Origin of the sequence: Microcoleus harperi Pol14_C6 (assembly GCF_036701295.1) — a bacterium.
In the GTDB taxonomy this organism is placed as follows: Bacteria; Cyanobacteriota; Cyanobacteriia; order Cyanobacteriales; family Microcoleaceae; genus Microcoleus.
Genome location: NZ_JAUBQN010000038.1, coordinates 20,528 through 41,115 on the forward strand (window position 1 = coordinate 20,528; position 20,588 = coordinate 41,115).

Genomic DNA, 20,588 nt, shown 5'->3' on the forward strand with positions numbered 1-20,588 from the left:
TTTAATAATGGTTCAATTTCATATTCAAACCGATAGCGATATTCCAGCATCCACCCAACTATTCAATCAAATCAGGTTTGCGATCGCCTCGCGACAATTTCCGCCCGGACACCGCTTGCCCAGCACCAGACAGCTAGCCATGCAGACGGGTTTGCACCGCAACACCATCAGCAAAGTATACCGCCAGCTCGAAAATACCGGACTCGTAGAAGCCCAAGCAGGATCGGGCATTTACGTCCGTGCTCAAGGCAACGAAGGTGGCAACAAACTCAAATCTCCGATCCTCGAAGAATATCCCCTTGCCAACAAAATAGTGCAAGGAAGTATCGATCAACTGCTGGGACAGGGCTGTACGCTCAACCAAGCTAGGGAATTATTTTTGGCCGAAATTGACTGGCGGCTCAGGTGCAGCGCCCGAGTGGTCGTCACAGCTCCCACAGAAGACATCGGCGTGGGTGAATTGATGGCGAAAGAACTCGAACAAGCTCTCCGCATTCCCATACAGTTAGTGCCGATGGAACAGCTAGGTACTTTTTTGGATCAAATCTCTTCGGGAACTGTGATCACGAGTCGGTATTTTATCGGAGAAGCAGAATCTATTTCGGCACCGCGTTCGGTGCGAGTTATTCCCGTAGACATCTACGACTACAGCCAGGAAATCCAGCTAGTCGGGGGTTTGCCGAAAGACAGTTATTTGGGTCTTGTTAGCCTGAGTCCGGGAATGCTGCGATCGACCGAAGTCATCATCCACAGCATCCGGGGAGAGGATTTGCTGGTAATGACGGCCTTGGTGTCAGACGAGTACAAGATTAACTCGATCGTGCGATCGGCCAGAACAATTTTTTGCGACCAACCGAGTTTTGCTACAGTAAAAGCTGCCATCAATGCGGCTAGAGAAGATATTATTCGTCCCCCGCAACTGATATGCTCCGAAAATTACATCGGCTCTAAGTCGATTAATTTGCTCAAGCGCGAGTTGGGCTTGGGATGACGAAGGAAGAAGGAAGAAGGAAGAAGGAAGAAGGAAGAAAAACAATTCAACTTTTTTAAGTTACCAATCCCAATGCCAAATGCCCCAATCCCAATGCCCAATGCCCAATGCCCAATTACCGATTACCCATTACCCATGAGGATTATTCATGACAATTGAAATCCAACCTTCAATTAATGTTAAAACCGCGATCGAAAGCCGCCGGGCCGCCCGCAGCTTCAAACCCGATCCGATTCCCCCAGCAATATTGGCAGAGATTTTGCGATTGGGAGTGCGATCGCCCTCTGGTTACAATTTACAGCCTTGGCGGTTTATCGTACTTCAAGACCCAGCCAGCAAACAAAAATTAAAAGCTTGCGCCTTCGATCAGCGCCAAGTGGTAGAAGCCCCAGTAGTATTAATCTGTTGTGGCGATCGACGCGCTGCCGGGTCCAAAAACACCGAAGCTGTCATCGAATTGGGCAAAGTCACAGGGGCAATGAATGACAATTTAGCCGGTTATATGCGACAAGCAATCCCGCAATTGTTCGAGAACCGTCCCTGCTTCGACTCCCTAGAAGCTTGGACAAACAGACATACAATGCTCGCAGTAGCCCACTTAATGATTGCAGCTAAAAGTTTTGGGGTAGACAGTTGTCCGATGGAAGGTTTTGTCAGCGCTAAGGTGAAAGAAGCCTTTCAAATTCCCGAAGAAGTAGATGTTTGCTGTTTGCTGCCACTTGGTTATGCAGCAGAACCTTTCAAACAATATGGCGGACGTTTTGAGGTTACTCAAGTTTATTACAGCGAAAGTTATGGGCAGGCTTTGCAAGCTGAGATTTGAGAGTTAAGATTTTGTTGCAACTTGAATTTTAAGAGTTAAGGCTTGGAATGAATCGAGGCCAAAGTTCAAACCAATCAAAAATCCCGACAGTTCTGCAATCTAAAATCTAAAATTCAAAATCTAAAATCGAAAGTGGTGAGTTCAGACAGAGGAGAAAATATGACAGCAGCAACGCGACAAAGCAACGCACAAATTCTCGAAGTAAAATTGCAGCAACACTTGCAAGCAGCCGGATTTAAAAACTTACCGCTTTATATTAGTTGCGATTTTCGAGATGAATCTTTAACGGTTGTGGGAGAACACCCGCGCAGTTTAGTTCTCAAAGCCAAACCGACTTTTGCGGTGCTAGAAGCAGCAATTCTTGAAATAGAACCCGAATCTATTCAACAGATTGGACTTTGCCTAAAAATTACCGGGCAAAAACAGCCTTATGCTTTCCATTCTTTTACCATGCACCAGCCTGTTTTGTCAAGACCAAAAACAGTGCAGTTGTTCAAAAAAACAGAGAATACCCCCGCAGCAGAAACCGGGATAGTTTTAACAGAAAATGTGGCTCAGACGGCGGATGTAGAGGAGGAGATACCGTTAGAAACGGATGGGCAAGATGCGTGGGATGAAGAATATTTCCCCAATTTGTCTGAGAGTTCCAGCAATTCCGAGCCGATCGCCTTTAAAGTAGCTGCCATACCGACAGATATTGCAGACAATCCTTTCAATCCGCTGGATATGGAAGCGGTAACAGTTGCCCAAAAACCCAAGCATTCACCGTTTGCGATGCTGGCTGCTGCAGGAATCATCAGTGTCGCCGCGCTAGTTTTGGCAGGCGGTTATTATATGCTGAGCCGCCCCTGCGTCATCGGAGGATGTAGTGCTTTAGCTAATGCCAAACAGTTGAGCGAGAATTCGACGAAGACGCTAAAAACTTCAAAAGTTGCCAACAGCCCCCAAGAAGCGCAGCGACAGTTAAAACAGGCGATCGCCCTTTTGGAACCGATTCCCTCCTGGTCAATTCATCGCGGTGAAGCTCAAAGCGCCCTGGAAAGCTACCGGAAGCAAAATCAGAATTTAAACTCTGCGATCGATGCAGCGCGCCTCGCACAGTCAGCAACTCACAAAACCCAAAATCCGCCTTATTCTGCCGAGAACGGCCAGGAAGCGCAAGCTCTGTGGCAAAGTGCGATCGCCGAACTCGGAGAAATTCCCCAAGACAGCCCTGTTTATCCATTTGCTCAGAAAAAGTCAAAAGAATACCGGAAAAATTTAGCAACTGGAAATCGGCAGTTAAGCACAGAGAAACAAGCCGAAAAAACACTGCTCGCAGCCAAAAATACAGCCCAAATAGCAGAAGCTCGCGAAGCAGTAGCTCACACAGCGGAGACTTGGGCTCAAGTGCAATCAGGTTGGGAAGAATCTCTCGACATCCTATCAGCAATCCCCACGAGCACGACATCTTACCAACAAGCTAAACTGCTAGTTCCCAAATACGAAACCAAACTTTCAGAAGCTCGCGAGCGCAAAAATGTCGAAGGAATTTCGGAAAATGCGTATACTCAAGCTGTGACTTTAGCAGCGGAAGCTCAAATTTTTGAAGGCAAAAACGCCTGGTTTAAAGCATCTGAATCCTGGCGAAGAGCTTTGAGTTATGCGGAGCAAGTGCCGGCGGCAACTTCCTATTCTCAGAAAGCCCAACCGCTGATCGCTTCCTACAAAACTTCCTTGCAGCAAGCAGAAGTAAGGTTGCAGGAAGAAAGGAACCTGCAAAAAGCCCGCACCGATTTAGATAGAACTTGTAAAGGCAACCCCAATATTTGCGACTATACTGTTAGCAAAGATTTGATTGCGGTGCAGATGACTCCAGGTTACGTGCAGAAACTGCAACAAACCTTCATCCAAGCAAACAACAACAATGCTGTGAAGACTCGTCAAGCTGTAGAAAAGCACGTTCAAACATTGCAAAAAGCTTTGGAGGCGATCGCCGAAAACGCCAAAATCCCGATGCAGGTGTACGATGGCGAAGGCCAGCGAATAGGGAGTCACGAACCGAAGTAGTTGTAGTTGTAGGGTGCGTGAGGGCGAAAAATCTGTCCGAGCGATCGAAATAGTTACACTCACGCATCGCCCGCAATTTCATCCCCAGTCAATCCCGCCTGAAAAACTTGTTGTGCCGTCAAATTCAACTCTGGAAAAGTTGGCGACTCAATCCTATCATTTCCCCGAAACAAACTCACCTCATACTCGCCCTCAACCAACTGATAAACCGATATCGTTGGTTGTTTGGGATTGCCAATAAACCTGCGACCCCCCAAACCGAGATAATCCACAATCCAATATTCAGGAATCCCGATTAGTTCGTATTCGCCTACTTTTTTGATATAGTCATCTTGCCAATTCGTGCTAACGACTTCAACAACAAGCGGAATTGATGCGCCTTGAGTCACAGTTGAGAACTTTTGCCACAGAGGTTCGGACGCTAAATTTGGGCGATTTAATATCAGAATATCTGGAGAATAAGCAGAGTCGTTTTCGAGGTTTTTAACTAATGCTTGTTTGGGGAAAATGTACGAAAGTTTGAGCCTTCTAGACTCAGCGTTTAACTCTGAACCTAAAAAACTGATAACTTCTTCATGCTCTCCTAATGGCTGTGACATTTCAACAATCTCTCCATTGTGCAGTTCATAACGGGCATTTTCGGGCTTCCATTCCGCAAATTCTTCAAAAGTTAGCCGTTTAACTGCTATTTGAATCATGGCTATTTCTCCTTAGTGATGACTGGGGCGGGCTATTCGGCTCACCCCACAAGATAACTCACTCTGTGTGGAACAGGCCGGAAAGCCTGTTCAATAAAATAAGGCTAAATGCAAGTTCCTACCTACATTATATTACCAATTATCAATGCCCAATGCCCAATGCCCAATGCCCAATTCCCAATTACCATTTTATCAATTGTGCATCTTGATTAAAAAACTTCCGAGACAATCCCTCAGTCAACAGCAGAGTTGCAATTACAGTTGCCAGCGCTAACACAAACATAATCAAAATCTGGTAAGATGCTGCATCGAGAGGACTGACACCGCTCAGCATTTGACCTGTCATCATCCCGGGTAAAGTCACGATTCCTACCACCGTCATTGTATTTAAGAGCGGGATTAATCCAGCTTTGATGGCATCTTTGCGGTACTGTTTTACTGCTTGCTGCGGCGTCGAACCTAAACTTAAATGGGTTTCTATTTCTAACTGGCTGCTGTTAACTGTACTCACAAGTCTTTCGCCGGCGATCGCCCCAGAGTTCATGGCATTGCCCAATATCATACCCGCTAAGGGAATCAGGTATTGGGGTTCGTACCAAGGGTCAGGTTGCAAAATTAGCAAGTTTGTATAGGCGAGAGTCAAGGCCGTACTGATAAAAATTGAGCCCCAAACTAAGGGCAGTAAGTTCTTGATTTTTTTGCTGATGCGGTTACTGGCAACCATGCTAGCTGTTGTCAGCATGATTGCTAAAACTGCTAAAACCAGCCAAGGATTTTTTCCCTCCGGGTCAAATACGACTGCGAGCACGTATCCGACTAAGATTAGCTGGATCAGGGTGCGCCCCGCCGCGATCGCGATCGCCCCCTCCAGCCCCAATCCCTGCCACGCCGAAAGCCCGATCGCGATCGCCACCATCCCCAAAGCCCAACCCAAATCTGTAAAATCTAGCAGAATTAACACCGGCCCACCCTTTCGATAATGTGATTGTTTGCCTGTCCAAATATAAGATATTGCAATAAAGGTTTCTGAGAAACAGTTTTGCTGCAAGAATTTGCTTTGATAATGCTTGAAATTTATGGTGTGAAGAGTGAATAATGTTCCCCCCCTCGACTTAACCCGCCAATACGCCCAGATTGGCGACGAGATAACCGCTGCGGTGCAAAAAGTGCTTGCCTCTGGCGGCTACGTAGGCGGCCCGGCCGTGAAGAGTTTTGAACGAGAGTTCGCCGACTACACTGGAGTTTCCGAGTGCGTTGGCTGTAACTCCGGCACGGATGCGCTGATTTTGGCTTTGCGTGCTCTCAAAATTGGCCCCGGCGATGAAGTCATTACCACTCCTTTTACCTTTTTTGCTTCGGCTGAGACAATTAGCGCCGTCGGTGCGACTCCAGTATTTGTCGATATTGACAGCGAGACTTTTAATCTGGATGTCGAACTCCTGGAGGCGGCAATTACCGACAAAACCAAGGCAATTATGCCAGTGCACATCTTCGGCCAACCGGTAGACATGACTCGGTTGATGGAAATTGCGACTCGGCACAACTTAGCCGTAATAGAAGATTGCGCCCAGTCTGTGGGGGCCGAGTGGCAGTCTCGAAAAGTCGGCAGCATTGGTCATGTCGGCTGCTTCAGTTTTTATCCGACCAAAAATTTAGGCGCTTGCGGTGACGGTGGCGCGGTGACGACAAACGATCCAGCCCTCGCAGCTTCGATGCGAGTGCTCAAAGAACACGGACAGTCTTCTAGATATTTCTACGAAGAAATCGGGTACAACAGCCGTTTAGATGCCCTGCAAGCGGTGATTCTCAGCATTAAATTGCGGTATCTCGACAGTTGGAACGCCCAGCGCCAGGAGAAGGCTGCACTTTACAGCGAATTTCTCTCCCGCGTGCCCGGAGTTGCCGTCCCCAAAGAATTGCCGGAAGCAAAAGGAGTTTGGAATCAATACACGATCCGGCTGACAAGTCCTGAAGAGGCGCAAAATCCCTCTGGCAATTTTCGAGATGGGATGCGGGCTCAGTTGCAGGAAGCTGGCATCGGTTCGATGGTTTACTATCCGTTACCTTTGCACCTGCAACCTGTTTACAAATCTTTGGGTTATCAAGCAGGTCAGTTGCCAAAGGCTGAGCAAGTTTGTCGCGAAGTCTTGTCTTTGCCGATGTTCCCGGAACTGTCGAGGGATCAACAAGAGCGGACGATTTATGGGCTGAAAGATTGCTTGGCAAAGGCCGATCGCATCCGGTAGCTTTGGCGCGATGGCATAAGCGAGGGAAATGCAGGAGGAGAAAAGAATTGCAGGGTTGCAGTGCTGTGAGAATGTGCAGGGTTCAGGGAGAGCTGTTAAGTATTTTGACCGATCACTTGTACTTTTATGTACTATATTTAATGAAAAGAAACAAATTTAGGCTAGCAATCCGCCTCGAACGGGTGCATTTTCCGCTCGCCTAAACCTTGCAATGCGATCGGTCAATGATGAAGAAGGAAGAAGGAAGAGGGAAGAGGGAAGAACGAAGAACGAAGAACGAAGAACGAAGAATAAATAATATTTGAACTTTCGACTTCCATCCCCGATGCCCGATGCCCGATGCCCGATGCCCGATGCCCGATGCCCAATTCTCAATTTAACCTGTAATTTTCATAAGATAAGAGGAAAATAAACGAGTGCCTCAGTATCAATTCACTCAGGCTAGACGCTACGATCCACAAGCGATCGCTCAGTATTACCGCAACCGTCCTTGGAAAGCAATTTGGCGCGCAATTACCGTTATTTGGTCTTTTGCGGGCTTCGTGCTGGGGATGCTGTGGGATAGTTGGCAGCACGAAGTCGCAGTACACCAGCCGGAACGGGCCGCCCACCTGCGACAAATACTCACTCGCTTGGGCCCCACTTTCATTAAAGTTGGCCAAGCCCTTTCTACCAGACCGGATTTGATCCGCAAAGACTTTCTCGAAGAATTGATCAAACTTCAGGATCAATTGCCGCCGTTTGACTCCGTGCGCGCTTTCGAGATTATTGAAGCAGAACTCGATCGCAAAATTAGCGAAACCTACAGCGAAATCTCTCCCGAACCTGTCGCCGCGGCAAGTCTCGGTCAAGTCTACCGAGCTCGCCTCCTCACCGGGGAAGCAGTAGCAGTCAAGGTTCAGCGACCGAATTTGCTGCCAGTCTTGAGCCTGGATCTTTATTTAATGCGCTGGGCCGCTGGATGGTTGGGCCCCTTGTTGCCGCTGAATCTCGGTCACGACCTTTGTTTGATAGTCGATGAATTCGGTATCAAATTGTTCGAGGAAATTGATTATCTCAATGAAGGACGCAACGCCGAGAAATTTGCTACAAATTTTGCCGACGACCCGACCGTAAAAGTTCCGAGCATTTACTGGCGCTATACTTCAAACTGCGTTCTCACTCTCGAATGGATTGACGGCATCAAGCTGACAGATATAGAACGTGTTAAAGCCGCAGGTTTGGATACCGATAGTTTAATTGAAGTCGGAGTCCGCAGCGGTTTGCGGCAGTTGCTGGAACACGGATTTTTTCACGCTGACCCCCATCCGGGAAATCTGTTTGCCTTAGCGGACGGCCGCATGGCTTACATTGATTTTGGGATGATGGATCAGATGGAAGAAACAACTAAAGAAACTTTGGTGGATTCTGTCGTTCACTTAATCAACAAAGATTACTTAGAGTTAGCCAAGGATTTTGTCAAGCTTGGCTTTTTGACGCCAGATACAGATATTATGCCGATCGTCCCGGCGCTGGAATCTGTACTGGGTGATATCGTCGGCGAAAAGGTGTCAGATTTTAACTTCAAGACGATTACAGACCAGTTTTCGGAGTTGATGTACGATTATCCTTTCCGGGTGCCGGCGAAATTTGCCTTAATTATTCGCTCTCTGGTGACAGAAGAAGGTTTGGCCCTGACGCTGAATCCGAATTTCAAGATAGTCGAGGTGGCGTATCCTTATGTAGCGCGGCGTTTGTTGAACGGAGAATCCCCGGCACTGCGGCGGCGTCTGATTGAGGTATTATTCAAAGATGGCAAATTCCAGTGGAACAGGTTAGAGGACATGATCGCGATCGCCCGATCCGATCGTAGTTTCGACTTGCTACCCACAGCACAACTAGGCTTGCAATTTTTGCTGTCAGAGGAAGGGTCGTTTTTGAGACGCCAGCTAATGTTAGCTTTGATTGAGGACGATCGAATCCACACCGAAGAAGTTCGCAGCCTGTGGAACTTAGTCAAGGAAGATTTGCAGCCCGGTCGCCTTTTCAACGTTGCTCTAGGCGCTTTGACGGAGTTTTCCACAGCAGGAGCAGCGGCGCTAACTCGGTTTTAATTAGAAGGAAGAAGGAAGAGGGAAGAAGGAAGAAGGAAGAGGGAAGAAGAAAGAAAAATAATTCTACTTTTACCGATTCCCAATTCCCAATTCTCAATTACCTACTCCCAATTCCCAATTCTCAATTACCCAAATTAAGGAATTATTCGTGTATTATTTTCCAGAACCTCCCTATTTTTTAATGTCGGCTGGATTACTAGCAGGTATGGCCTCCGGCGTAGCATTTGAAGCAACTCTCAAACAATCCGTACAACAGTGGTCTAAAAATCGTTCTACTCGCACCTTGGCTAACCTGCCAAGGCTGCAATTGGTCATACCTTTTCTGGGAATGGCTGGCGGTATTTGCGTATTTTTAGCTTCTGGAATGGAGATTTTTGGCTTCCCAAAACTACTTTCTTATGCCCTAGCTTTGCCATTGACGGTACTCACTGGTTGGCTAGTTTGGACTCAGTTGGGTAAGCTTTTGATCGAGTTAGAACGGGGAGGTTCCCAAGCGCTGGATTTAGATTCTTTTGAGCAATGAAAGGTTAACTATCAACCTCTTTTTATCAGAAGGAATGGGGTTGATAGTTCTCTAAGATTATCCTATTTGATGCTTTTTGAACCGGAGAGAACGCAGAAAACGCAGAGGAAGAGAAAGAAGAAGAGGACAACTTCTGCAATAATTGGTGTAAAAATTTTTAAATCTAAAATCTAAAATCTAAAATCTAAAATCGAATGAGTATTTTAATTGTTACGGGTGCGGCAGGATTTATTGGCTCTAACTTAGTAGAAACTCTTTTAAATCGAGGGGACACGGTTATCGGTGTTGATGAGTTCAACGATTATTACGATCCGGCTCTCAAGCGCAAGAATATTGCACGATTTGAAAAGTATCCGGGTTTTGAATTGGTGGAAGGCGATATTTTGTCTCTAAATTGGCGAGGTCTTTTATCCGATGCTAAGGTAATATTTCATCAGGCGGCGCAAGCAGGAGTTCGTGCTAGCTGGGGCGACGGTTTTCGCAGCTATACAGAACGGAATATTAACAGCACTCAAGTATTGTTAGAAGCGGCCAAAGATGCGCCAAGATTGCAAAAGTTTGTCTATGCTTCTTCTTCTTCAATTTATGGAAATGCTGAAGCTTTCCCGACGAGTGAAAATGCTTGTCCGCAGCCGGTTTCTCCCTACGGAATTACGAAATTAGCCGGTGAACGTTTGTGCGGACTTTATTACCAGAATTTTGGCGTTCCAACTACTTCGCTGCGCTATTTTACCGTTTACGGGCCGAGACAGCGCCCCGATATGGCTTTTCACAAGTTTTTTAAGTCGATTTTGTTTGACGAGGCGATTTCCATTTTCGGCGACGGATTGCAAACGCGGGATTTTACGTTTATCAGCGATTGCGTTGCGGCGAATTTAGCGGCGGCTGAGGTTGCGGAAGCTGCGGGGGAAGTTTTTAATATTGGTGGGGGAAGTCGGGTAGTTTTAAAAGAAGTTATTGATACAATAGAGAGAATTGTCGATCGACCTATTCGGATAGATTTTACCGAAGCTGCGAGGGGAGACGCGCGGCACACTAGCGCGGATGTGTCTAAAGCCAAGAAAATCTTAGGTTATCAGCCGCAGGTTGCTTTAGAAGAAGGTTTAAGGCGCGAATGGGAGTGGATTCAGTCTTTGTACAGTTAGATGCTATCTATCCCAGAAATTCCGCAGCTTAAATTGAACATTGTTAACTTTTTGACTTCCCCAAGTTTTGAGATTTCTCCCCAAGCGAACCAACAAATTTGGAGGCGCAAGTTTTGGCTGTGTTTCCGGCGAATTCAAATAGCGATAGTGCAGAAATACGTCTCGGTAAGGAATCTCAACATCTTCGCCAGCACACAATCGAGTAAACTTTGCAGCCGAAATACTCATGTAGTGCAAATAAGTCAACCGTCGTCCTTTGTCATATAGAACATAATCTATCACATCAAATTGAGAAGACCAATGATTTCCCGTTACCTGTTCGGGTTCAGCGTATGCAAAGTTGTAAAAAGAGATATTGCTGCGGGCGACTAAATAGTTAAGTAAAGATTGGTCAGCGCCCCGTAAAGACATAATTTCCGATTCTCCTGATGTTAATTTTTCTAATAATTGAGAGCAATTGTTTCGATTAAAAACCCCGGCTTTTGACGCATACCAACCCGCACAAAAAGTATGAGATTGCAGTTCGTCAATATTTAAAAGTTGAGGTAATTTGGGGGAGGAAAAATCAAATATATAATTGAGGTCTGATTTGTATTGAAAATCGTTTGCTACCCAATCAAAATCATCAAGCTTTTGATAAATATAATCTAGAGAACCCATTAACAGAGTGTCTGCGTCAAAATAGATAAATTTATCAAAAGGGCCGTCGAAACAACATAATTTTCTGTGCATTTCCAAACATTGAACAGGTTTCAAACCTTGAGACTGCCAAACTTTTTGAGCTTTTGCATGAGTTTTCCAAACTTGAGTCGCAAAGTCTTCCCAGAACTGGATGGAATCGGTATTTTCAAACAGGGTGACATTGTGTAGGCGGGAAATGTGCGATCGCACTTTTTTCAAGTTATCATCATAGGGAATGATGCAAACAGGAATATCTTTTGCCCCATTGACTTCGAGACTGTTCAATAAAGCAACTAAGTGGTCGAATACAACATCGTTTGCTAGAAGATAAATGCCATCAGTCATCGGATTTTATTTAATAAGTAACCCAGGGCATATATATTGCTTTTTAGGTGCTGGCAAGATGCCCACACCACAAGAAATAAAATTTATTGATTGTGGAACAGGCATCTGGCCTGTTGTTCAAAGCTTGTTGATAATGATACAACATATGAGCTTATCCTCACCTACTGAAAGCCCCAAAAAAAAACTCTACTAAATTTGGTTTAACTTCATTGAGATAACGATAATGTTTCCAAAGTTTCCAATAAGGGCTACCCGATTTAATCGGGATTCCAGCCCAGTGAATATATTTTAACCTTTTGCCTTTGTCATAAAGAACATAATCTTTTTCCTGAAAATGCTTGGAACCAGCCCAGCTTCCAGGTTCGGTTGCTGAATCTTTAACAAGATTGCAGCGCTTGGGAATCAGTTTAAGAATGATATAATTTAATATAGGTTGGTCTGTGACATTTTGAGTAAAGTCAAAATATTCTCGATGCTGCGAACATTCTCGCAAAATTTCATACATTTGCGATTCTGTAATAGTTCCTTTTTTAGAAGCCCAAAAACCGCTGTTGAATACATCTTGAAGCTGTGAGTCGGTAAAGATATTCTGTTCTTTTACAGCGGGTGAAAATACATTTCGCAGTTTTTCGCTGAGGTGGTGGTAGTCGCAGCAAAAAAAGTCTACTTCTGATAGTTTGTTGAGGTTGGCTGCGATGTCTTCAAAGACGATGATATCGGTATCGATGTACAGAAATTCGTCGAGGGGGCCAAACCAGGCGGCGAGTTTTCGCATTTTGTTGGGGAGGGCTAAAAAGTTGCGATCGAACGTTTGGCCAATTTCTCTGGTAAACTGTTCCACAAACTCCTGATTTGGGAACAATCGCACCCCGTGGAGACGGCTGAGTGCGGCTGCGACTTGCTGATAATTGTCGTCGAAGGGAATCAGAAAAACAGGTACTTGACAATTGTACAGACGTATGCTGTTTAAAAGGGCGATCGCACTTTCGATCACTTTATCATTCGCAACAATATAAATACCGCGATTCATACATTTATCCTCAACCTTCTCAACACTCTTTTTAACAAATTCGGCGCAGAAACCTCAGTATAAGACTTTGGCGCTTGGGCAAAAATCGGACGCTTGGACGGTTCCCGGAGATAGCGGTAATGCAGGAACAAATCGCGATAGGGAAACTCAATATTTTCGCCCGCACAAACTCTCCGAATTAAATCCGGAGGCACACCAATATAATGAACGTAAGTAAGTCGGTTTCCCTTGTCGTACAAAATCCTATCGCGTTCTTCAAAATGTTTAGAAGTGACGCTGCACCCGGTTTTTTCGCCATCCGGGAGGCTATAAGCAAAATTATAGCTATTCATCCCCGTTTTCATCACCATATAATTTAGCAACGGCTGTTCTCCCGCACCTTCATAGAGAATTTCCGCCTCGCCAGATTGCAGTTGAGCTAACAGCCATGCCCTAGTATCTTGCTCAAACAATCCTTGCTTGCTGGCGTAAAATCCAGAACAAAATATTTCCGAATCGATGCGATTTTGCTCAAAAACTTCGAGGAGTTTTGGTGACTGAATATTGTATACTTTACTTGGGTCGCGAAATTGAAAATCATAAACCACAAAATCCGATTCCTCTAACTTCTGAAAAACCGCATCAAGGGAATTCATCACCAAAGTATCCGCATCCATATAGATAAACTTTTCAAACGGGCCGTCGAAAGCGCAAAAGCGCCGGTGTGCGCCGTAAAGCCGGAATTTTTTGCGGTTCAAACGCTCTGGTGCGGCTGCTTCCATGAATTCATCCCATCGCTGAATGGATGCGCTATCTTCATAAACAAAGACATTGGGACGGTTAACAATTTCAGCTTTGATTTGCTCTACCTGGTCGTCGAAAGGATAAATACAGACTGGAGTATTTGAGCCTAAGATAACTTCAATACTGTTGAGCAAGGCAATTAGTTGGTCGTAAACTGTATCGTTGGCTAGCGTGCAAATTCCATTCATATCTATTAGTCCGCGTAGGCGGACTTTGTTTGTGTCGTTGCGGTTTCAACCGCCGAATTATCTAAAGGGTAAAAGGGTAGAAAAGGGCGATCGGGGGGAAACTCGGACTAGGGAGAAACCGACGCTACCGCAACGCGAAAACCCGTGATCCCCCACTTATCGTCCGCCGGGCCCCTGACACGATAGGCACTGCGACAACTCACCGCATGGCTGGCCCAGCAACCGCCACGCTGCACTCGGAAATTATCTGTACCAGTTTCTTCCCAAGAACTTCCGTCACTTGGTGCACCCTCATAGCTACGGTGCCACTTATCGCTGCACCACTCCCAAACATTGCCGTGCATATCGTACAGTCCAAAGGCATTGGGAGGAAAACTCCCGACATCGGTTGTTTTTCCGCGGCCAAGTCCTTTGGAGGCGTTTGCGTAGGGTTTGTGTCCGTTATAGTTGACTAATTCCGGGGTAATAGTTTCCCCAAAATGAAAAGGGGTTGTTGTACCGCCACGACAGGCGTATTCCCATTCAGCTTCACTCAGGAGGCGATATTTTTTCCCGTTTTTTTGCGATAGTTTGCCACAGAATTCGACTGCCATATTCCACGATACTTTTTCTACAGGAAGTTTTTCACCTTGAAACCACGATGGGTTATTTCCCATCACTGCTTGCCACTGTGCTTGGGTGATGGGGTATTTGCCTGCATAAAAAGCGGGTACTGTTACTTGATGCTGCCGACTTTCATCATATGTTGTACCTTTTTCTGTTGCTGGCGAACCCATAATAAATGTACCGCCGGGAATATAAACCATTTCCAGCACAACTGGATTCCCTAAATCTTCGCGCAAGAAGTGAGCATAATCACCGCGGCGACAGTTTTCTTTTCCTTCAGCATCAACAGTGATCACATCAAAGTCAAAAATAGGCGAATATTTTTGGAACTTCTCTTTTATATTTGGTTCATCTCTCTCCTTCAGCAACGAATATGCAGCCAATTTCACCTTTATTGATTCATCCTGCAATGCCGGAATTATCAAGTCTAAACCAGCTTCTCCATATTTCAACGCTTCATACAGTGCGGTGATTCTGACTTCGACCATCGGTGAAGCTAACCGACTCTTAACACCAGGAATCCCGCCTAAGACAGTCGCACCAAATGGCACTTGAGATTGGGCGCCGAGTACGGCATCGTATTCTCTGGGTTGATTTAGGTTTTCTGTCATGATGTTATTTCCTGAGAGACAAACTTAGATAGCCAATTGAGCAAGTTCAATTCGTGGAGAATGATTTGTCTAGCTTCAGCAATTTTATCCCTCGCTTCATGCCAATAATCCGCATTAGCCACAACCTCTTTAATAAATTCTACTCCTTTCTCATCCAAACTCGGCAGCCGCAGAAAACTCCCTGCAGGCAACAACTTATCCGCCGCCAAACCGCCGTAATAAATTGGCAAACACCAAGCTAACAAAGCATCCCAAAGCTTCTCGCTGACATACCAATCGTTTTCTGCATAATTTTCAATAGCTAAGTTGTAATAGTATGGTGCGACGGCGTGCCATTTATTGTTCATAGTGCCGTTCCCGCGCGCCCAAGTTGGCAAGTTTCGCCCGTAAAGGTCAAAATCGAATTCTTGCGATCGCAGCAAGTTGATAAAGTCTAATCTCTGGCGGTGATTGGCGCTGCGGCTAACACCTGAAGTAATCCAAGAACAGGATTTAGTTTTCGGCGGCGCAGGCATTTCATGGAGTTCTCGAAACGAGTTAGAGTGATACCAAATCGCGGGCATATAATTGGGGTTTGGTGCGAAATCGTCTGGCCCGGAAACGTAACCGCAATAAAGTTTCGCTTGTTCGTAGTTGGCTTTGGTAATTTCAATAACTTCTGGTAATGGTGGCTCGCGGATCAGGTAAATTATGCGTTCTTTGGGGACACCGCAAAATTTTTCTCGAATGTCGTTTTCGGGATTTTTGGGGCTTGGACGGCGAATTTTGTCGATCCAAGATTGCTTTTTGGAAGGTCGGGGAAAGTCGAATTGATACATCAGTAAAAAGTCTGGTTCTGGGTGGTTGGCTAGCATTTGAATGTTTCCCCATTTGCCGAAGTTTTGGGGGGTTTGTTGCCACAGCCAGTCGCTTTGACTCATGCCTGGATAGGTGGTGATTGTGCTGATGATTTGTGGGTTCATTTTTAATAATAAATGTGGTTTTTGCGTTTGGCAGGCAGGGCGGGTTTATGAGATTATTTATTTGAGGCGATGATTGTTGGTAAAACCCGCCCCTACGGAATTTTGAATTATCGAATATCGCACTTGCCGATCCACATAACTTAAAATTCTCTGTATCCTATTTTCCCACGAAAATTGCTTGACAAAATCCATTGTTTCTGCATAGCCTTCGCTTTTCCTCGGATATTTGGTTAAACAATCTCGAATGCTTTCCGCGAACTGGTGCGGGTTATCCGGTTCGCACCAAGTTGCTGCTATATTTCCCGATTTAAATTCCATTAAAGATGCAATCTCCGTCGCCACAATCGGAGTTCCCGATGCCATGTAATCAAAAAATTTTAAAGGAGATGTGAACGTCGCGGCCTCTGTCAAACAGTGCGGGTGAGTCAAAACATCGGCTGCTTGCAGCAAGCTAGCCAGTTGATTTTGAGGCAGGTAGCCGAGAAATTTAATGTTGTTAACTTGCTGGGATTTGGCTAACTGCTGGTAGGCTGTTACTTGGGATGAATCACCGCCCGCGATCGCAAATTGAACCAGCGGCAATTCCTTAGCCACATCCACCAACATATCAACACCTTTAAACGGGTAAAGTCCGCCTGCATAAACTGCTAAATGCTGTCTGTCATCTTCTAATAATTGCTGTCGCCAATTCTGTGCAGCTTCTGTTTGTCTCGCGAGAAACAAATGGTTAAAACCGTTGTGCAGCGTAATTACTTTTTCCGGCGGCATCCCATTCAAAATCATGCTGTCTCGTACTGTATCGGCAACAGTTACGGAAATCTGAAACAGAGGATTGCGGACAGTTTCTGATTCAAATTGCTTGTTTTCATGGTGGTGCTGTTCGTAGATAGCGGGAATTCCGTTTTTAACTGCTGCTTTGACAAAGTTCCAGTCGCGGGTATGGACAATTTTAGTGGATTTAAGCAGGTGAATCGGTAAGTAGTATTTTGATACTATTGTACTAGAACTCGTCCACTTGCTGTCCCAAAGGTCGATCGGCCACGGCATCGGCAAATCTGCTACTTTTAATTTATCTTGAATATTGTAAATATTGGCAAGTTTGTCATCGGGTTTCCTCGGTTGAAAAGGAAACAGCAAATCAACCGGATTTAAAGCACCCCAGCCTTTACGGAGGTATACCAAAACTGCTGGATAACCGAGATTTGCTGTGGCATTTGCAGAGTGTGCAACTTGAACTAAGCTCGCTACATTGGGTTGCGGTAAGATATTTCTGGTAAAAAATACATAATATTTAGACATGGTAATTGGTGATTGGTAATTGTTGGCTGTGCAGACATTTGACTAATGAATACTGCCAACTGACTACTTTTTAACAGCCTGACGCTTAATAGTGTTTTCTATAAATTCTAAAGTAGTGAAAATATTAGCAGCAGAGTGAAATGATTCTCGGATTAACTCGTCTCTTTCTTCGGGAGAGTCTACCATTTCATCTACTAGCATTTTGAGGTAAGCTATCATAGGAGTCAGGCGAGTGCGAATTTCGTAAGAACCTCTAATTAGAGCTTCATCGCGAGCGGTTTCTTCGGCAAATTGCACTGAATACAAGCGAGTGTAGTAACCTCCTTTTGCTAGCAATTCTTCGTGGGAACCCATTTCTACGACTTGTCCGCGATCGATCACAGCGATTTTGTTGGCTTTTTGGACTGTGGAGAGGCGGTGGGCGATGACTAAGGTTGTGCGATCGCAACTCAATTTCTCGATCGCCGCTTGCACGTACCTTTCCGAAACCGTATCCAGCGAACTCGTTGCCTCATCTAAAATTAAGATTTCCGGGTTTTGCAGCAGGGCTCTAGCAATTGAAATTCTCTGACGCTGCCCTCCCGATAATATCACGCCCCGATCGCCAATTTGAGTCTCCAACCCATCCGGCAATAGTTGGATAAACTCGTAAGCATTCGCTCCCTTCGCCGCTTCCACAATTTCTTCCTCAGTCGCTTGGGGTCTAGCATAAGCAATATTTTCGCGCACTGAAGCATTAAACAAAAACGTATCTTGGCTAACAATACCCATCGCTTGTCTGAGACTTTTTAGATCGAATTCGCGCAAATCCCTGCCATCGATCGAGATATTACCTTCAGTAGGATCGTAAAATCTCGGCAGTAAATCTGCCAAAGTTGACTTGCCAGAACCCGAAGTTCCTACCAAAGCCAAAGTAGTGCCGTGAGGTAGAAATAAATCAATTCCTTGCAAAACTAAATTTTTGTGGTTAGGATAACTAAAAGATATTTTATTAAAATGAATTCCCGATCGCAAATGAGTGTAAGGCACAGAACCGTTCAGCATAAATGGCTTGTCCTCGCAGCTCAAAAAATCATTAACTACCTCTACACTAGCCGACGTATTTGCAAATTGACTGCGCCCGCTATTTAACTGTGAAATTAAAGGAATCAATCGAAACAGTACCAATAAATAGGTTAATAAAATTGTCGCAATAGACTCTATCTCATTCGCAAATATTGTGCGACCTATGAATACAATCAAAATTATAACTATCAAATTAACAACTTCGTTAATTGGAGCGATCGCCGCATAATTTACCTGAGCCTGAAAATCCGCTTGTTCTCGCCTTTGAATTAAATGCTTGATCCGCTGATACTCCCTTTCCTCGTTCCCCGTTGACTTAACCAGCCGAATCCCAGTAATCGTTTCCAGCACCCTCACCGAATAATCTTTCGACATTTCAGAAAGCAGGTGGCCAAAATGCTTGGAACGGTTAATAATATATTGATTTGTCCAAGCAACTAACGCCAGCAAAACTGTAGCTGTCACCGTCAGTTTCCACGAGATCGAAAGTAGCAGACCCACAAACACCAAAACCGTGATTGAGGTAGTAAACATTCCGATGGCCGTACCAACTGCACTAGCAGTCCGACCAATCTCTCCGCCCAATCTATTAATTAAATCCCCGACTTTAGTTTTAGAGTAAAAATCTAAATCTACTTCTAACAACAACCGCAAGCCGGCTTCTCGCAAATCAAAAGTTAGAGAGCGCGTCAGAGAAGTAGCTACTAAAGTATTGATATAACTCGCAACATTTTTTAAAAAAATTGCCAGCACAACCGCCCCGGTCATCAGCATTAAACGCTGATTTCCGGGCATTCCCTCAAAGGGATACATCAAAGTTTTAATTAGAGGTGGAGCGCCGCGCAGCTCGATCGCTTCCTCTAAAAAACTTAAAAGCACTGGTACAATCATAGTAGTGCTGATACCGTTAAATAAAGCGCCAGAAAAGCCCAGCATCACAGTTAAGAGAATCCTGCCGGGATATCGTCTGGCAAATTTTAGGAGTAGCTTATTGGCAGACATGAAGCATTCCCAGCTAAACAGTACGGCATCTCAAAATATTCTTTAATAACAGCCAGTTTTTCGTCCTCCCGCGAGTTGTTTTAAAATAACATTTACATATCTGCGATTATATCTGAAAGGATGGGTTTCATTGTTTGAATACTATATTTTTTTACACATCTTTCCCGAGCTTTCATTCCTTGTAAATTAGCCGCTGTCCAATTTTGAAATATCCATTGAATCTTTTGTGAAATTTGAGCGGGAGAACTCGGATCGACTAAATAACCCGTTCCCCCTAAAATTTCTGGAATATCCCCCACTCGCGTAGACAAAACAGGCTTAGCCATTGCCATGCCATCTGTCAGCTTGAGCGGAAACTGAGCCACGGCTGTGAGAGTTTCTCGCTGAGGAACAACGACAACATGAGCCGCCGCTACAACGGACGGCATCTTCTCCACTGGAAACCTTGGCAGTTTAATAATCCAACGCCCCCATTGTTTCACAAGTTTATCATCATAATCATCATAAGGACTCCCGCCGACGATCGCTAATTTTAAATCGGGCTCATTTAACTGTTCGAGGGCCATCAAAACATCCTCCACGCCTTTATGAGGTCGCGGTGCCCCCGGAAACATCAAAACTCTATACCCGGACAAGCCGTAACGCTGTCTGCTCAATTCAGGATTGTATTTAGCAGGGTCGAACATTGCAGTATCCTTACCATTAGGCAAATATACACCACCAAAACGCTGTTTTAAAAACTCAGTATCAACGGTGACTGCATCAGCATTGTGAATGAGACTTTCCATCCACTTGAGATAGAGGGGATTATCTGGTTCTCTTAATTGACCGTTGTGTTTAAAAATATCTCGATAAAGTTGTTTGAAAGAGGGACGGTATTTCCATTCATCTCCACCGTACCAGCTCAGTTCCCAGTCGTCTATATCTAAAATTATAAAGTGGCGAGTCGCCAGTTTTTTTAGCAGTGATAACCCAAAGCTTGTCGGTTTAGGTTTGACTGCATAAATAATATCCCCATCTATTTTTTTCCAAAGTTTTTGAGCATCCATTAAAAACCCCGGATAATTTTTACCCGGTATCGCACATACCGGGATATCTCTGGGAGGAGTAGCATACAATTCCTTGCCAAACTGAAATCCAACAACTTCTACATCACATTTAAGCTCTATCAAGACTTGAGCTAATAAAAAAGCACGAATTGCACCTCCTCCTGACAAATCGCTCACTACTAATGAAACTTTCACTGAGTATTTTGTTTAAAACATTTGTTTAATTTTCCGGCTTAAGCGAGCTTTTGTCAAGGCGATGGGGACTCACGTACTCCCGACCACAGCAACCAGGTTTTTAACCAGGGCAAAGGGCAGCAACGAAGTATTTTGGTAAAAAAACACACTAATGAATCCAAGACTGTTATTCAGACCAGCAATAATTCTTCTAGGTAAATTTTC

The 20,588-nt window shown here is 44.9% G+C and carries 17 protein-coding genes; 7 read left to right on the top strand and 10 right to left on the bottom strand.

Going from position 1 to position 20,588, the window contains the following annotated elements:
* The first annotated feature begins 7 nt into the window (after positions 1–7).
* The 3 genes from QUA27_RS21720 (at position 8) to QUA27_RS21730 (ending at position 3,863) form a co-directional block, all read left to right on the top strand.
* Positions 8–991, top strand: a complete 984-nt coding sequence (locus tag QUA27_RS21720; protein ID WP_333070401.1) for a GntR family transcriptional regulator — start codon at positions 8–10, stop codon at positions 989–991.
* A 148-nt stretch (positions 992–1,139) separates the two neighbouring features.
* Positions 1,140–1,814: a nitroreductase family protein gene (locus QUA27_RS21725; RefSeq protein WP_333070403.1), complete on the top strand. Its 675-nt coding sequence runs from the start codon at positions 1,140–1,142 to the stop codon at positions 1,812–1,814.
* A 159-nt stretch (positions 1,815–1,973) separates the two neighbouring features.
* Complete coding sequence (locus QUA27_RS21730) at positions 1,974–3,863, top strand: hypothetical protein (protein ID WP_333070404.1); 1,890 nt, start codon at positions 1,974–1,976, stop codon at positions 3,861–3,863.
* 59 nt (positions 3,864–3,922) lie between these two features.
* Here QUA27_RS21730 and QUA27_RS21735 read toward each other — a convergent pair whose 3' ends face one another.
* Both QUA27_RS21735 and QUA27_RS21740 read right to left on the bottom strand, forming a co-directional pair.
* Entirely contained in the window at positions 3,923–4,561 is a 639-nt protein-coding gene (locus QUA27_RS21735; protein WP_333070409.1) for a Uma2 family endonuclease, read from the bottom strand.
* A 181-nt stretch (positions 4,562–4,742) separates the two neighbouring features.
* On the bottom strand, positions 4,743–5,522 hold the full coding sequence (locus QUA27_RS21740; RefSeq protein WP_190742169.1) for an ABC transporter permease: 780 nt from the start codon (positions 5,520–5,522) through the stop codon (positions 4,743–4,745).
* A 127-nt stretch (positions 5,523–5,649) separates the two neighbouring features.
* Here QUA27_RS21740 and QUA27_RS21745 point away from each other — a divergent pair, with 127 nt between their 5' ends.
* The 4 genes from QUA27_RS21745 (at position 5,650) to QUA27_RS21760 (ending at position 10,568) form a co-directional block, all read left to right on the top strand.
* Positions 5,650–6,807, top strand: a complete 1,158-nt coding sequence (locus QUA27_RS21745; RefSeq protein ID WP_333070412.1) for a DegT/DnrJ/EryC1/StrS family aminotransferase — start codon at positions 5,650–5,652, stop codon at positions 6,805–6,807.
* Between the two features lie 416 nt (positions 6,808–7,223).
* Complete coding sequence (locus QUA27_RS21750; protein ID WP_333070414.1) at positions 7,224–8,900, top strand: ABC1 kinase family protein; 1,677 nt, start codon at positions 7,224–7,226, stop codon at positions 8,898–8,900.
* A 148-nt stretch (positions 8,901–9,048) separates the two neighbouring features.
* Positions 9,049–9,423, top strand: coding sequence for a hypothetical protein (locus QUA27_RS21755; protein WP_333041041.1), 375 nt, complete (start codon positions 9,049–9,051; stop codon positions 9,421–9,423).
* A 194-nt stretch (positions 9,424–9,617) separates the two neighbouring features.
* Entirely contained in the window at positions 9,618–10,568 is a 951-nt protein-coding gene (locus QUA27_RS21760) for an NAD-dependent epimerase/dehydratase family protein (protein ID WP_333070416.1), read from the top strand.
* Between the two features lie 3 nt (positions 10,569–10,571).
* On the opposite strand, the gene QUA27_RS21765 is transcribed toward QUA27_RS21760, so the two are convergent.
* The 8 genes from QUA27_RS21765 to QUA27_RS21800 all read right to left on the bottom strand — a co-directional run bounded on the left by QUA27_RS21765 (position 10,572) and on the right by QUA27_RS21800 (position 20,384).
* The gene (locus tag QUA27_RS21765; RefSeq protein ID WP_333070418.1) at positions 10,572–11,594 is read right to left on the bottom strand and encodes an Npun_R2821/Npun_R2822 family protein; all 1,023 of its coding nucleotides are present in this window, start codon (positions 11,592–11,594) and stop codon (positions 10,572–10,574) included.
* 157 nt (positions 11,595–11,751) lie between these two features.
* On the bottom strand, positions 11,752–12,624 hold the full coding sequence (locus QUA27_RS21770; protein WP_333070420.1) for an Npun_R2821/Npun_R2822 family protein: 873 nt from the start codon (positions 12,622–12,624) through the stop codon (positions 11,752–11,754).
* Entirely contained in the window at positions 12,621–13,595 is a 975-nt protein-coding gene (locus tag QUA27_RS21775) for an Npun_R2821/Npun_R2822 family protein (protein ID WP_333070422.1), read from the bottom strand. The genes QUA27_RS21770 and QUA27_RS21775 overlap by 4 nt, the downstream gene beginning before the upstream one ends.
* A 107-nt stretch (positions 13,596–13,702) precedes the next feature.
* A complete protein-coding gene (locus QUA27_RS21780) occupies positions 13,703–14,812 on the bottom strand; it encodes a formylglycine-generating enzyme family protein (protein ID WP_333070424.1) in 1,110 nt (369 codons plus the stop codon).
* Positions 14,809–15,774: a glycosyltransferase family 10 domain-containing protein gene (locus QUA27_RS21785; RefSeq protein WP_333070426.1), complete on the bottom strand. Its 966-nt coding sequence runs from the start codon at positions 15,772–15,774 to the stop codon at positions 14,809–14,811. Before QUA27_RS21785 ends, QUA27_RS21780 begins: the two co-directional genes overlap by 4 nt.
* A 57-nt stretch (positions 15,775–15,831) precedes the next feature.
* Complete coding sequence (locus QUA27_RS21790; RefSeq protein WP_333070427.1) at positions 15,832–17,073, bottom strand: glycosyltransferase family 4 protein; 1,242 nt, start codon at positions 17,071–17,073, stop codon at positions 15,832–15,834.
* Between the two features lie 63 nt (positions 17,074–17,136).
* Positions 17,137–19,140 (bottom strand): ABC transporter ATP-binding protein, encoded by a 2,004-nt coding sequence (locus tag QUA27_RS21795; protein WP_333070429.1) that lies wholly within the window; start codon positions 19,138–19,140, stop codon positions 17,137–17,139.
* Positions 19,141–19,232: 92 nt separating this feature from the next.
* Positions 19,233–20,384, bottom strand: a complete 1,152-nt coding sequence (locus QUA27_RS21800; protein ID WP_333070430.1) for a glycosyltransferase family 4 protein — start codon at positions 20,382–20,384, stop codon at positions 19,233–19,235.
* Positions 20,385–20,588 lie beyond the last annotated feature (204 nt).

Coding starts and splice junctions, on each gene's coding strand:
- QUA27_RS21760 (WP_333070416.1), top strand. CDS start 9,618: ATGAGTATTTTAATTGTTACGGGTGCGGCAGGATTTATTGGCTCTAAC.
- QUA27_RS21725 (WP_333070403.1), top strand. CDS start 1,140: ATGACAATTGAAATCCAACCTTCAATTAATGTTAAAACCGCGATCGAA.
- QUA27_RS21795 (WP_333070429.1), bottom strand. CDS start 19,140: ATGTCTGCCAATAAGCTACTCCTAAAATTTGCCAGACGATATCCCGGC.
- QUA27_RS21785 (WP_333070426.1), bottom strand. CDS start 15,774: ATGAACCCACAAATCATCAGCACAATCACCACCTATCCAGGCATGAGT.
- QUA27_RS21775 (WP_333070422.1), bottom strand. CDS start 13,595: ATGAATGGAATTTGCACGCTAGCCAACGATACAGTTTACGACCAACTA.
- QUA27_RS21735 (WP_333070409.1), bottom strand. CDS start 4,561: ATGATTCAAATAGCAGTTAAACGGCTAACTTTTGAAGAATTTGCGGAA.
- QUA27_RS21790 (WP_333070427.1), bottom strand. CDS start 17,073: ATGTCTAAATATTATGTATTTTTTACCAGAAATATCTTACCGCAACCC.
- QUA27_RS21770 (WP_333070420.1), bottom strand. CDS start 12,624: ATGAATCGCGGTATTTATATTGTTGCGAATGATAAAGTGATCGAAAGT.
- QUA27_RS21720 (WP_333070401.1), top strand. CDS start 8: ATGGTTCAATTTCATATTCAAACCGATAGCGATATTCCAGCATCCACC.
- QUA27_RS21780 (WP_333070424.1), bottom strand. CDS start 14,812: ATGACAGAAAACCTAAATCAACCCAGAGAATACGATGCCGTACTCGGC.
- QUA27_RS21765 (WP_333070418.1), bottom strand. CDS start 11,594: ATGACTGATGGCATTTATCTTCTAGCAAACGATGTTGTATTCGACCAC.
- QUA27_RS21730 (WP_333070404.1), top strand. CDS start 1,974: ATGACAGCAGCAACGCGACAAAGCAACGCACAAATTCTCGAAGTAAAA.